The sequence below is a fragment of the Pseudomonas fluorescens genome, from assembly GCF_040448305.1.
GTDB lineage: Bacteria > Pseudomonadota > Gammaproteobacteria > Pseudomonadales > Pseudomonadaceae > Aquipseudomonas > Aquipseudomonas fluorescens_BH.
The window spans coordinates 5,694,194-5,706,516 of record NZ_CP148752.1; the positions used below are offsets into that span (position 1 = coordinate 5,694,194).

General features: G+C 61.1%; 10 protein-coding genes. 1 reads left to right on the forward strand and 9 read right to left on the reverse strand.

Annotated elements, in window-relative coordinates; genetic code table 11:
- The first annotated feature begins 166 nt into the window (after window positions 1-166).
- Window positions 167-1,666: a sensor domain-containing diguanylate cyclase gene (locus WHX55_RS25865; protein WP_150758985.1), complete on the forward strand. Its 1,500-nt coding sequence runs from the start codon at window positions 167-169 to the stop codon at window positions 1,664-1,666.
- A gap of 160 nt (window positions 1,667-1,826) precedes the next feature.
- Here WHX55_RS25865 and lpxC read toward each other — a convergent pair whose 3' ends face one another.
- The 9 genes from lpxC to murD all read right to left on the reverse strand — a co-directional run bounded on the left by lpxC (window position 1,827) and on the right by murD (window position 12,319).
- The gene (lpxC, locus tag WHX55_RS25870; protein WP_007916984.1) at window positions 1,827-2,738 is read right to left on the reverse strand and encodes a UDP-3-O-acyl-N-acetylglucosamine deacetylase; all 912 of its coding nucleotides are present in this window, start codon (window positions 2,736-2,738) and stop codon (window positions 1,827-1,829) included.
- A gap of 112 nt (window positions 2,739-2,850) precedes the next feature.
- Window positions 2,851-4,044, reverse strand: a complete 1,194-nt coding sequence (ftsZ, locus tag WHX55_RS25875) for a cell division protein FtsZ (RefSeq protein ID WP_150727950.1) — start codon at window positions 4,042-4,044, stop codon at window positions 2,851-2,853.
- Between the two features lie 72 nt (window positions 4,045-4,116).
- Entirely contained in the window at window positions 4,117-5,376 is a 1,260-nt protein-coding gene (ftsA, locus tag WHX55_RS25880) for a cell division protein FtsA (RefSeq protein WP_007972611.1), read from the reverse strand.
- A gap of 15 nt (window positions 5,377-5,391) precedes the next feature.
- The gene (locus tag WHX55_RS25885; protein WP_150727951.1) at window positions 5,392-6,261 is read right to left on the reverse strand and encodes a cell division protein FtsQ/DivIB; all 870 of its coding nucleotides are present in this window, start codon (window positions 6,259-6,261) and stop codon (window positions 5,392-5,394) included.
- Window positions 6,262-6,265: 4 nt separating this feature from the next.
- The gene (locus WHX55_RS25890) at window positions 6,266-7,249 is read right to left on the reverse strand and encodes a D-alanine--D-alanine ligase (protein WP_150758986.1); all 984 of its coding nucleotides are present in this window, start codon (window positions 7,247-7,249) and stop codon (window positions 6,266-6,268) included.
- Window positions 7,246-8,706 (reverse strand): UDP-N-acetylmuramate--L-alanine ligase, encoded by a 1,461-nt coding sequence (murC, locus tag WHX55_RS25895; RefSeq protein WP_150727953.1) that lies wholly within the window; start codon window positions 8,704-8,706, stop codon window positions 7,246-7,248. The genes WHX55_RS25890 and murC overlap by 4 nt, the downstream gene beginning before the upstream one ends.
- Window positions 8,699-9,769, reverse strand: a complete 1,071-nt coding sequence (gene murG, locus WHX55_RS25900; protein WP_353741558.1) for an undecaprenyldiphospho-muramoylpentapeptide beta-N-acetylglucosaminyltransferase — start codon at window positions 9,767-9,769, stop codon at window positions 8,699-8,701. Before murG ends, murC begins: the two co-directional genes overlap by 8 nt.
- Window positions 9,759-10,970 (reverse strand): putative lipid II flippase FtsW, encoded by a 1,212-nt coding sequence (ftsW, locus tag WHX55_RS25905; RefSeq protein WP_191633669.1) that lies wholly within the window; start codon window positions 10,968-10,970, stop codon window positions 9,759-9,761. The genes murG and ftsW overlap by 11 nt, the downstream gene beginning before the upstream one ends.
- A 2-nt stretch (window positions 10,971-10,972) precedes the next feature.
- Entirely contained in the window at window positions 10,973-12,319 is a 1,347-nt protein-coding gene (murD, locus tag WHX55_RS25910; RefSeq protein ID WP_151213836.1) for a UDP-N-acetylmuramoyl-L-alanine--D-glutamate ligase, read from the reverse strand.
- Between the last annotated feature and the right edge of the window lie 4 nt (window positions 12,320-12,323).

Here is a 12,323-nt window from a genome sequence, read left to right on the forward strand (position 1 = left end):
CAGCGGCTTTTTTTATAGTGGCGACTCGACCTTCATTGCAATTTCTGCAACGAAAGTCACTGACGCCCACGCCATTGATCAATCGCACGAGCAACAGGAACGATTCACTCGGCTGCTGCGTTTATGCAACTACGCTTACAGCGTCCCTTTAGCAGACGTCAGCCCTATGACCGCAAGCCGTACCGCACATTTTCAAGGCCCGCCCGGGCGACCCGAAATCATGGTGATCGTCGGCAGCACCCTGACAGTCATTTCAATCCTGTGCATCGTCACTTTCCTGCTGATCCGCGAACACGCCAATGCCCAGCAGACCGCCACACGCAGCGCGACCACCATCGCGCAACTGATCGATGCCGATGTCCTGCGCACGGTCGAGCTCTATGACTTGACCTTGCAGGGCCTGATTGCCGCCGCCCAACGGGACGACCTGAAACAGGTTTCGCCGCAGATCCGCCATCTGGTGCTGTTCGACCGCTCTACCACCGCGCGCTACAAGGGCGACATCCTGCTGCTGGACAAGCACGGCGACGTGCTGGCCGACTCATCATTGATCGAACCGAAACCGGGCAACTTCGCTGACCGCGATTATTTCCTGGCCCATACCTTCAATCGTGACTCCGGCATGTTTATCAGCCGACCGTTCAAGCCGCGCTGCGACTGCGATGACAGCGACGAATGGCGTATCAGTTTCAGTCGGCGCATTTCCTCGCCCACGGGTGAATTCCTGGGGGTCGCGGTGGCGTCGATGCGCATGAGCTACTTCGACCAGCTGTTCAACAGCCTCGACATCGGCAACGGCAGTACGCTGGGCATCATCAATGATGACGGGGTTCTCCTGGCGCAGAAGCCGTACCGGGAACAAAACGTCATCGGCAAAAGCTTCTCCAGCCGCCCCAACGTCGTACGCATGCTGCGAGAGCGCAGTGGCACCTTTGAAAGCGTGTCGAGTGTCGACCATCAACGGCGCCTGTACACCTTTACCCGGGTCGGCAATCTGCCGCTGACCGTCATCGTGGCCCTTTCCATCGACGAAGTGTTCGCCGCCTGGAACCGCACGGCCTATGCGATCAGTGGTGCAACAGGGGTTTTGTGCATCGGCCTGTTGTGGCTGACCTGGATGCTCTGCCGCGAGCTGCGACGGCGCCAATATGCCGAGCAGGAATTGGCGCAGCTGGCGGCCACCGATGCCTTGACCGGCGTGGCCAACCGTCGATCCCTTGATCAGACCCTGCGCCATGAATGGTTTCGCGCGCAGCGCAGTGGCAAGCCGTTGTCGTTGCTGATGATCGATGCCGATCACTTCAAGGCCTTCAATGACCGGCACGGGCATCAGGCCGGCGACGAAGCCTTGCGGGCATTGGCCGAGGTCATTCGCGCCAATGTCCATCGCCCGGCGGACCTGGTGGCTCGCTATGGTGGCGAAGAGTTTTCAGTGGTCCTGGCCGAAACTGGCAGTGAAGGCGCGCAGCAGATCGCCGAACATATCCGCGAGGCGGTGCAAAAACTGCCACTGGTGGACACCGGTGAGCCGCCGATGAGCGTGAGTATCGGCATTGCCACCTGGACAGCGGCCAGCGATATCAGCCTTGAGCAATTGCTGTTCAGTGCGGACAAGGCGTTGTATCAGGCCAAGGAAGGGGGGCGTAACCGGGTGGTGACGGCCTGACCAACTGGCCCTATCGCGAGCAGGCTCGCTCCCACATTTGCACCGCATTCCTCTGTGGGAGCGAGCCTGCTCGCGAAAGCGACCTGTCAGGCAACACAAAATTCAGGATAAAAAAAGGCCACCCGAAGGTAGCCTTTAAAAAACTAGAGAGATTTTTTGCTTACACGGCCGCAACCGGACGCATGTAAGAGATCGGTGCAGTGCTGGCGTCTTCGAACGTCACGACTTCCCAGGCATCTGTCTGCTCAATCAACTTGCGCAGCAGCTGGTTGTTCAGTGCGTGGCCGGACTTGAAGCCCTTGAACTCACCAATCAGGCTATTGCCCAGCAGGTAGAGGTCACCAATTGCATCGAGAATCTTGTGCTTCACGAATTCGTCTTCATAACGAAGGCCGTCTTCGTTCAGTACGCCATCGGCGTCGACCACAATAGCGTTTTCAACGCTGCCGCCGAGTGCGAGGTTGTGCTTGCGCAGGTACTCGATGTCACTCATGAAACCGAAAGTACGGGCGCGGCTGACTTCTTTTACGAACGAAGTGCTGGAAAAATCCACGCTTGCACTTTGGGTGCGGTCCCGGAAAACCGGGTGATCGAAATCGATCTCGAAGCTCACCTTGAACCCTTCGAAAGGGACGAAAGTGGCGCGCTTGTCGCCGTCTTCCACTGTCACTTCACGCAGGATGCGGATGAATTTCTTGGCGGCGTCCTGTTCTTCCAGGCCTGCCGATTGAATCAGGAAAACGAAGGGTCCAGCGCTGCCATCCATGATCGGGACTTCGGACGCGGAGAGCTCGACGTAGGCGTTATCGATGCCCAGGCCAGCCATGGCCGAGAGCAAGTGCTCTACCGTGTCCACTTTGACGTCGCCATTGATCAGCGTGGTCGACATAGTGGTTTCACCGACGTTTTCCGCGCGGGCAGGAATCTGCACCACAGGGTCGAGGTCAGCGCGACAAAACACAATGCCAGTGTCGACAGGCGCAGGCTTGAGGGTCAGGTAGACCTTCTCCCCGGAGTGCAGGCCTACACCTGTGGCACGGATAATATTTTTCAGTGTGCGTTGTTTAATCATGGCTTGGGCCGCTTCAGCGCAAATTGCGAACTGGTATCAACAAAGGCTGGCGATGATAGCAGACCGAGCCTTTGCTGAACACCAATCACCTTCATAGCCCTGATACATTCCATCAATCGGCCTGACGACGCAGGAAAGCCGGGATGTCCAGGTAGTCCAGGTCATCTTGCGGATTCATCTTCGCGGCAGTCGCAGCACCGGCCTGGGCCTGGTTGCGCATGACGGTCGGACGGTCCAGGTCACGGTAGTTCACCGCTGGAGCTTCCTGACGAACAGGGGCCTGTTGTTGTGGCTGTGCAGACATCGAAGTGTGAACTGTGTTGTCGATGATCTTCACAGGCTTCTCGATTTTAGCGCCTAAACCTGTGGCAACGACAGTCACGTGCAACTCGTCGCGCATGTCCGGATCGATAACGGTACCGACCTTGACCATCGCGTGCTCGGAAGCGAAGGCTTCAATGATGCTACCCACGTCGGAGTACTCACCCAGAGACAGGTCAGGACCGGCAGTGATGTTCACCAGGATGCCGCGTGCGCCTTGCAGGTTCACGTCTTCGAGCAGCGGGTTGCGGATGGCCGCTTCGGTCGCTTCACGTGCGCGGTTCGGACCGCTGGCGCAGCCAGTGCCCATCATTGCCATGCCCATTTCGCTCATCACGGTACGCACGTCAGCGAAGTCGACGTTGATCATGCCCGGACGCTTGATGATGTCGGAGATACCGCGAACGGCACCGGCCAGTACATCGTCGGCCTTGGCGAAAGCCGACAGCAGGCTTGCGTCTTTACCGAGGATGGTCAGCAGCTTCTCGTTGGGAATGGTGATCAACGAGTCGACGCTTTCAGACAGCAGACGGATGCCTTCGTCGGCGATCTGCATGCGCTTGCGGCCTTCGAACGGGAACGGACGAGTCACGACCGCAACGGTCAGGATGCCCATTTCCTTGGCCACTTCGGCGATGATCGGCGCAGCACCGGTACCGGTACCGCCGCCCATGCCAGTGGTGATGAACACCATGTTGGTGCCCTGCAGGACTTCGGCAATGCGCTCACGGTCTTCCAGAGCAGCCTGACGACCTACTTCAGGGTTGGCGCCAGCGCCCAGGCCCTTGGTCACACCGGTACCCAGTTGCAGGATGGTCCGCGCGCCGATGGATTTCAGCGCCTGGGCATCAGTGTTGGCGCAGATGAACTCAACGCCTTCAATGTTGCTCTTGACCATGTGGTTGACAGCGTTGCCGCCGCCACCGCCGACACCGATAACTTTGATTACCGGGCTTGCGGGGATGTTGTCTACGAGTTCGAACATTTTCCCTCTCCTTACATTCTCTAGTTTTTTCGCCTACTGCGTGCTTCGGTGAAACGGTATTACGGTAAAGCTTTAGAAATTGCCCTGGACCCACTTCTTCAGTCGGTCCAGCAACGGAGCCTGTGGCTCTTCGTTGCTGTAGCTGTCGCGGCTGCCGATGCCCGAGAACGAGATGCCGTCGGACTGCTTCTGCAGGCCGTACATCAACAGGCCGACGCCGGTGGAATAGATCGGGTTGCGTACCACGTCATCCAGACCTTTCACGCCGTGAGGCACGCCCAGACGGACCGGCATGTGGAAGATTTCCTCGGCCAGTTCGGTGGCGCCTTCCATCTTCGCGGTACCGCCGGTCAGCACGATGCCGGCCGGGATCAGGTCTTCGTAGCCGCTGCGGCGCAGTTCGGCCTGGATCAGCGTGAACAGTTCGTCGTAGCGCGGCTCGACCACTTCGGCCAGGGCCTGGCGGGACAGTTCGCGCGGCGGACGGTCGCCGACGCTTGGCACCTTGATGGTTTCACCGGCACCGGCCAGTTTGGCCAGGGCGCAGGCGTAGCGAATCTTGATTTCTTCGGCGTACTGGGTCGGGGTGCGCAAGGCCATGGCGATGTCGTTGGTCACCTGGTCACCGGCAATCGGGATCACCGCGGTGTGACGGATCGCGCCTTCGGTGAAGATCGCGATGTCGGTGGTGCCGCCGCCGATGTCCACCAGGCACACGCCCAGTTCTTTCTCGTCATCGGTCAGTACCGAGTACGCGGAAGCCAGTTGCTCGAGAATGATGTCGTCGATTTCCAGACCGCAGCGGCGCACGCATTTTTCAATGTTCTGTGCAGCGTTGACGGCGCAGGTGACCACGTGGACCTTGGCTTCCAGACGCACGCCGGACATGCCCAGCGGCTCGCGGACGCCTTCCTGGTTATCGATCACGTAATCCTGCGGCAGGGTGTGCAGCACACGCTGGTCAGCCGGGATCGCCACGGCCTGGGCAGCGTCGAGCACACGCTCAAGGTCCGCCGAGCTGACTTCGCGATCACGAATCGCCACGATGCCGTGGGAGTTCAGGCTGCGGATGTGATTGCCGGCCACGCCGACGAACGCCGAGTGAATGCGGCAACCAGCCATCAGCTGCGCTTCTTCGATGGCGCGCTGGATCGATTGCACGGTGGATTCAATGTTCACCACCACGCCTTTTTTCAGGCCACGGGACGGATGGGTACCGATCCCGACGATTTCCAGCGTGCCGTCGTCCGCGACCTCGCCCACCAGCGCCACCACCTTGGAGGTGCCGATATCGAGACCGACGATCATTTTGCCGCTTTGCACGTTTGCCATGGGTCCTGCCTCTTCTTAATTCTTCGCGACAGCGGGTTGGGCTGCCGTGGGCGCTACAGGTTCCCGCCAGCCAACAGCGAGGCCGTTGGCGTAGCGCAGATCGATGCGCGCAATGTTCGTAATCTGTTCTTTGAGCGTCTTGTCATAGATGGCGATGAAACGGCGCATCTTTTCCACCTGGTTGCCGCGTCCCAGCAGCAGTTCGATCCCGGGACCCGCGCTGCCGGGGCCGGTGGTCAGGAACCAGCTGCCGCGATCACGCAGTTCCAGGCGAGCTATCGAGAAGCCCAGCGGCCTGAGCATCTGACTCAGCACCTGGTATTGCTGCATCACTTGCTGTTGAGCTCGCTGCGGGCCGAACAGCTGAGGCAAGTGTTCGTAGTTCGCCAGCTCGCGCGGGGTGAAGGCCTGACCCTGATTGTTCAACAGCGACTCGTCGCCCCAACGGGCCACCGGCAGTTGTTCTTCCAGGCGGATCACCACTTGATCCGGCCACACCCGGCGCACTTCGGCGTGGGCAATCCATGGCATCGTTTCCAGCTCGGTGCGCATGCTCGCCAGGTCGATGGTGAAGAAGCTCGACGCCACGTAAGGGGCGATCCGCTGCTGCACTGCTTGCTGGCTGATGTAACTCAAGTCGCCCTGCACGTTGATTTTGGTGATCGGCCGGTCGGCATACGGCAACAGCCGTGTCGCGCCTTCGTAAGTACCGAACCCCAAAGCCACCAGCACTACCGGCCAGAACAGGCTTTTCAGAAAGCCGAAATTGGCTTTCGGCAGGCGCGCGGACATCGGCTCTTTGGCCACCATTCGGCTGGCACCCCGCGGTACCGGCTTGCGGCCGGTCGGTGCGGTGGGCTGATGTCTGAGCTGAGCGCCTTGCATGGCCTTAACCTCTCGTCGACTCTTGGTTACCGGCAGCATTGCCGGCAACGCTCTGGGCCAGAATGGCCAGAACCAGTTGCTGGAAATTCAGACCGGCAGCACGGGCCGCCATCGGCACCAGGCTGTGATCGGTCATGCCCGGTGCTGTGTTGACTTCCAGGAACCAGAACTGCCCGTCGGCGTCCTGCATCACGTCTGCCCTGCCCCAACCGGCGATACCCAGCGCTTCACAGGCTTTCGCCGTGAGGTCCATGAGTTCCTTTTCCTTGGCGCTGTCCAGACCGCACGGAATGCGGTACTGGGTATCGTTGGCGATGTACTTGGCGTCGTAGTCGTAGAAGCTGTGCGTCGTGCCCAGGGCAATCGGTGGCAACACCTGGTCACGCAGGGTGGCGATGGTGAACTCCGGACCGTGAATCCATTGCTCGACCAGCACTTGCGAATCGTAGGTACTGGCCGCTTTCCATGCGTCGATCAATTCGGACGCGGAACTCACTTTGGCCATACCGATACTTGAACCTTCATGGGCCGGTTTGACGATCAAAGGGAAGCCCAGTTCCGTTGCCGCCGAAATACAATCGGCCTCGCTGCTCAGTACCGCGTGACGTGGGGTCGGAATGCCCAGGCTGTGCCAGACCTGCTTGGTGCGCAGTTTGTCCATGGCCAGGGCCGAAGCCAGGATGCCGCTGCCGGTGTACGGAATGCCCAGGCATTCGAGCAGGCCCTGCATGCTGCCGTCTTCACCGCCACGGCCGTGGAGGATGATGAAGGCGCGGTCGATCTTTTCGTTGAGCAGTCGCTGCAGCAGGTCATCGCCCACGTCGAGGCCGAACGCGTCCACACCGGCGCTTTGCAGTGCGTCCAGAACGGCGTTACCCGACTTCAGGGAGACCTCACGCTCGGCACTCTTGCCGCCGAACAGCACGGCGACGCGGCCGAAGTCTTTCGGCGCGATCGTGGAGACCAGGTTGGCGTAGGCAGCAGTCATTTCAACTTCCCCTTCTCCGGCGCGGCAACGGCACCGGCGAACAACTCACTTTTCAACAGTTTTGGTGCGAGACCGCCAATATCGCCGGCGCCCTGGCACAGCAGGATGTCGCCGGCGCGCAGCAGCGGCTTGACCACTGGCGCGAGGTCGACACCACGCTCGATGTAGATCGGATCAAGCTGGCCACGCTGACGGATGCTGTTGCACAGCTTGCGGCTGTCGGCGCCCGGAATCGGCTCTTCGCCGGCCGGATAGACTTCCATCAGCAGCAGGACGTTGGCGTCGGCCAGCACATTGACGAAATCGTCGTACAGGTCACGGGTACGGCTGTAACGGTGCGGCTGGTAGACCATCACCAGGCGGCGCTCCGGCCAGCCGCCGCGTACGGCCTTGATCACGGCCGCGACTTCCGTCGGGTGGTGACCGTAGTCATCGACCAGCATCACATTGCCGCCGTCCACCGGCAGTTCGCCGTAGACCTGGAAGCGTCGGCCGACACCCTGGAACCCGGACAGGCCCTGGACGATGGCTTCATCGCTGACGCCTTCGTCGGTGGCGATGCAGATGGTTGCCAGTGCGTTCAATACGTTGTGGTTGCCCGGCATGTTCACCGAAACATCCAGCGGCTCACGGTCAGGGCGCAGCACGGTGAAGAAGGTCTGCATGCCTTGCTGGCGCACGTTGATGGCACGCACGTCGCAGTCTTCGCCGAAACCATAGGTGACCGTCGGGCGTTTGACCTGCGGGAGGATTTCACGCACCACCGGATCGTCCAGGCACACCACCGCCAGACCGTAGAACGGCAGGTTGTGGAGGAACTCGACGAAGGTTTTCTTCAGTTTGTTGAAGTCACCGTCGTAGGTCGCCATGTGATCGGCGTCGATGTTGGTGACCACGGCCACCAGCGGCTGCAAGTGCAGGAAGCTGGCGTCGCTTTCGTCGGCTTCGGCGATCAGGTAGCGGCTGGTGCCAAGCTGGGCATTGGTGCCCGCGGCATTCAGGCGTCCACCAATGACGAATGTCGGGTCCAGGCCACCGGCGGCGAACACCGAAGCGATCAGGCTGGTGGTGGTGGTTTTGCCGTGGGTACCGGCAACGGCGATGCCGTGGCGATAACGCATCAGCTCAGCCAGCATCTCTGCACGCGGCACCACCGGAATACGGCGTTCCAGCGCGGTGGCGACTTCCGGGTTGGACGTGTTCACGGCGCTCGACACCACCAGCACATCGGCAGCGGCGGCGTTCTCGGCGCGGTGGCCGATGAAGATCTGCGCCCCGAAGGACTCCAGACGCTCGGTCACCGGCGAAGCCTTCAGGTCGGAACCGGACACTTCATAGCCCAGGTTCAACAACACTTCAGCAATCCCGCACATGCCCACACCGCCGATACCGACGAAGTGGATGCGGCGGATGCGGCGCATTTCCGGTTGCGGCATGGCTTTCTGATTCTCAACCATGGGCCACCTCCAGGCAGCTATCGACCACGTTACGGGTGGCATCGGGTTTGGCCAGGCGGCGTGCTGCAGTAGCCATTTCGTTGAGTCGTTGTGGTTGCATCAGGACCTCTGTCAGGCGAGCGGCAAGATCCGCTGCGCCAGTCGTTCTTTGTGGCATCAGGAAGGCTGCGCCTTCACGGGCCAAATATTCGGCGTTGCGGGTCTGGTGATCGTCGATGGCGTGAGGCAAAGGCACCAGCATCGAGGGCAGACCGGCAGCGGCCAGTTCACTGATGGTCAGCGCGCCTGCGCGGCACACCACCAGGTCGGCCCAGCTGTAGGCTTGGGCCATGTCTTTGATGAAGGGCTGCACCTGCGCCTCGACGCCAGCCGCGCGATAGCGCTCTGCAGTCACTTCATCGTGGTTTTTGCCGGCCTGATGGAACACTTCCGGACGCAAATCGGCAGCGACTTGCGACAGGGCTTCAGGCAGCAGCTTGTTCAACGGCTCTGCACCCAGGCTTCCGCCCAGGATCAGCAAACGCGCCTTGCGACCGGCCAGGGCAGGTCGCGATGTCTCGAGGAACAGCTCGGTGCGCACCGGGTTACCGGTGGTCCGGCGGCTGTCCGACAGGGTAAAGGTGTCGGGGAACGCTTCACAGACTCGGGCGGCCAACGGCACCAGCAACCGATTGGCGGTACCGGCCACGGCGTTCTGCTCGTGAACGATCACCGGCACACCGGCCAGTTTGGCCGCGACACCGCCAGGACCGGTCACAAAACCACCAAATCCAACGACGCAGACCGGCTGCAGACGGCGAATGATCGCCCGCGCCTGCCAGACCGACTTGAACAACATGAACGGTGCCTTGAGCAGGGACAATTTGCCCTTGCCGCGCAGACCGCTGGCGTGGATCCGATGCAACTCGATACCTGCCGCCGGCACCAGATCGTTCTCGATCCCACGCGGGGTGCCGAGCCAGTGCACGGTATAGCCGCGCGCCTGGAATTCGCGGGCACAGGCCAGCGCCGGGAACACGTGACCACCGGTGCCGCCGGCCATGATCATGACGTTAGCGCCCATGGTTCGTCTCCTCGGCGAAGTCGCTCTCATGGAACTCCATCTCTTCACTGCCCAGGTGGGTTCGACTTTCCCACTCGATACGCAACAGCAAGCCGAGACAGGCACAGCAGATCACCAACGAACTGCCGCCATAACTGAGGAACGGCAGGGTCAGACCCTTGGTCGGCAGTAGGCCGACGTTCACGCCGATGTTGATCAGGAATTGACCAATCCACAGGAACGACAGACCGTATGCCACGTAAGCTGCAAAAAACTGCTTGGCCTTTTCAGCCCACAAACCGATGTACATGCCGCGAATACACACAAAGACGAACAGTGCCACGGTGCACAACGAACCCACCGCCCCCAGCTCTTCGGCCAGGACCGAGAACACGAAGTCAGTGTGGGCTTCCGGCAGGTAGAACTGTTTCTGCACGCTATTGCCCAGGCCAACGCCCAGCCACTCGCCGCGACCGAAGGCGATCAATGCCTGGGACAACTGATAGCCGGCGCCGAACTGGTCGGCCCACGGGTCGGCAAAGTTGGTCAGACGCGCCATTCGATACGGCTGCATTTGAATCAACAGCACCACCGCGCCGACGGCCAGGACCACCATCAGGGAAAAACGGAACAGCCCGACGCCGCCAAGGAACAGCATCGCCGCCGCCGCCCCCATCATCACGACGGTGGCACCGAAGTCCGGCTCCATCAGCAGCAGGCCCGCCATCGGCAGCAGCACGATGAACGGCTTGAAGAAGCCCATCCAGCTTTCACGCACTTCTTTCTGGCGACGCACCAGATAACCGGCGAGGTAGATCACCACGAACACCTTGGCGATCTCGGAAGGCTGGACGTTGAAGAAACTGAAGCCGATCCAGCGCATCGAGCCGTTAACCTCACGGCCGATCCCCGGAATGATCACCATCACCAGCAAGCCGAACGCACCCAGCAGCATCAGCCAGCCCAGGCGTTGCCAGGTGGCGATAGGGATCATCATGGTGACGATGCAGGCCCCCAGGCCCAGCACCGCATAAATCAGGTGGCGAATCATGTAATACAGGGCGCTGCCCGACTGCACGGCCGCCACTTCGGTCGATGCCGAGGCGATCATGATCAGCCCCAGGCCGAGCAGCGTCAGGCAACCGGCGAGCATCGGAAAGTCGAGGTCAATACCGCGCCCGGTGATGAGCGGCGATGGATACGGCTTGATGATGCCTTTCAGACTCATGCCAGATCCTCCACGGCTTGGACGAACTGGTGACCACGGTCTTCGTAGTTCTTGAACATGTCGAAACTGGCGCAGGCTGGCGACAGCAGCACTACGTCGCCCGGTTGGGCTGCGGCACGGCATTGCTCGACGGCTTCGACCAGGGAGCCGGCGCGGATCAGCGGTACGGCATCGCCGATGGCCTCGCCGATCTTGTCGGAGTCACGGCCCATCAGCACCACCGCGCGGCAATTGGCCGCCACCGGATCGCGCAGGTCCTTGAACTCGGCACCCTTGCCGTCGCCACCGGCGATCAGCACGACTTTGCCGTCGATGTCTGCGCCCAAACCTTCGATGGCCGCCAGTGCGGCGCCGACGTTGGTGGCTTTGGAATCGTTGTAGTAGCCCACGCCGTCGAGGTCACGAACCCATTGGCAACGATGCTCGAGACCGGCAAAGGTGCGCAGGCTCGACAGCATGGCATCGAACGGCAGGCCAACCGCATGGCCCAGGGCCAGGGCCGCCAGGGCGTTGGACTGGTTATGGGCGCCGCGAATCTTCAATTCGCGCACCGGCATCAGGTTCTGGAATTCGAAGGCCAGGTATTTCTCGCCGTCTTCTTCACGGATACCAAACGCCTTGAAATCGGGTTTGCTCAGGCCGAAAGTCCAGCATGGCTGCCCTTCACCCATCAACGGACGACTCAGGGCGTCCTGGCGATTGACCACGAACTGCCTGGCGCCACGGAAGATCCGGTGCTTGGCCAGGTGATAGGCCGGCAGACCGCTGTAACGGTCCATGTGGTCTTCGCTGACGTTGAGCACGGTCGCCACTTCGGCGTTGAGCTGATCGGTGGTTTCCAGCTGGAAACTCGACAACTCCATCACGTACAGCTCGATGTCGTCGCTGAGCAAGTCCAACGCCGGGGTACCGAGATTGCCACCGACGGCAACACGTTTGCCGGCCGCAGCCGCCATTTCGCCGACCAGCGTGGTGACGGTACTTTTCGCGTTGGAGCCGCTGATGGCCACGATCGGCGCCTTCGCGTTACGCGCGAACAGCTCGATGTCACCGGACAATTTCACGCCTCGGGCGGCGGCAGCCTGCAGGGCCGGGGTCGCCAGCGCCAGGCCGGGGCTCACGTAGAGCTCGTTGGCACGGCACAGGAATTCGACGTCGAGCTCGCCACAACGCACTTCCACGTGCGGATAGTCACGCTTGAGCGTGGCCAGTTCCGGTGGATTTTCCCGCGTATCGGCCACGGCAAACGCCACGCTCCGGTTCGCCAGGAAGCGAACCAGGGACATGCCGCTCTTGCCGAGGCCGACAACGATGCGGAAGTGGTCAGAAGCGATCAGAGACACGAGT

Excerpts from the sequence above, each read along its gene's own strand:
- WHX55_RS25865 (WP_150758985.1), top strand. The coding sequence starts at position 167 with ATGACCGCAAGCCGTACCGCACATTTTCAAGGCCCGCCCGGGCGACCC.
- lpxC (WP_007916984.1), bottom strand. The coding sequence starts at position 2,738 with ATGATTAAACAACGCACACTGAAAAATATTATCCGTGCCACAGGTGTA.
- ftsZ (WP_150727950.1), bottom strand. The coding sequence starts at position 4,044 with ATGTTCGAACTCGTAGACAACATCCCCGCAAGCCCGGTAATCAAAGTT.
- ftsA (WP_007972611.1), bottom strand. The coding sequence starts at position 5,376 with ATGGCAAACGTGCAAAGCGGCAAAATGATCGTCGGTCTCGATATCGGC.
- WHX55_RS25885 (WP_150727951.1), bottom strand. The coding sequence starts at position 6,261 with ATGCAAGGCGCTCAGCTCAGACATCAGCCCACCGCACCGACCGGCCGC.
- WHX55_RS25890 (WP_150758986.1), bottom strand. The coding sequence starts at position 7,249 with ATGACTGCTGCCTACGCCAACCTGGTCTCCACGATCGCGCCGAAAGAC.
- murC (WP_150727953.1), bottom strand. The coding sequence starts at position 8,706 with ATGGTTGAGAATCAGAAAGCCATGCCGCAACCGGAAATGCGCCGCATC.
- murG (WP_353741558.1), bottom strand. The coding sequence starts at position 9,769 with ATGGGCGCTAACGTCATGATCATGGCCGGCGGCACCGGTGGTCACGTG.